The organism is Xenorhabdus stockiae (assembly GCF_002632825.1).
GTDB lineage: Bacteria > Pseudomonadota > Gammaproteobacteria > Enterobacterales > Enterobacteriaceae > Xenorhabdus > Xenorhabdus stockiae.
Genome location: NZ_NJAJ01000165.1, coordinates 1 through 385, shown reverse-complemented (window position 1 = coordinate 385; position 385 = coordinate 1). Strand labels below are relative to the sequence as shown.

The window sequence follows — 385 nt, the reverse complement described above, 5'->3', positions numbered from 1 at the left end:
TGAAGTCGTAACAAGGTAACCGTAGGGGAACCTGCGGTTGGATCACCTCCTTAACCTATGATGGTGAAATGTGAGTGTTCACACAGATTGTCTGATGAAAGATACAAGAGACGGTATCGGCATAGGCTTGTAGCTCAGGTGGTTAGAGCGCACCCCTGATAAGGGTGAGGTCGGTGGTTCAAGTCCACTCAGGCCTACCAATTCTTGCTTATACAGCGTGTAAATCGCGGGGTAAGTGAGGTGGCTGTACAGTACGATACATTGATGGGGCTATAGCTCAGCTGGGAGAGCGCCTGCCTTGCACGCAGGAGGTCAGCGGTTCGATCCCGCTTAGCTCCACCATTATAAAACTCTTAAATAAAACATTTCAAAATGTATTGAGTCA

2 tRNA genes and 1 rRNA gene are annotated in these 385 nt (G+C 48.3%); all 3 read left to right on the top strand.

The features are described from left to right. Positions 1-53 (top strand): 16S ribosomal RNA (locus tag Xsto_RS22070); the annotation flags it as partial. A gap of 70 nt (positions 54-123) precedes the next feature. Further along, a tRNA-Ile gene (locus Xsto_RS20965) sits at positions 124-200 on the top strand. A gap of 66 nt (positions 201-266) precedes the next feature. Beyond that, positions 267-342 (top strand) — tRNA-Ala (locus Xsto_RS20960). Positions 343-385: the final 43 nt, after the last annotated feature.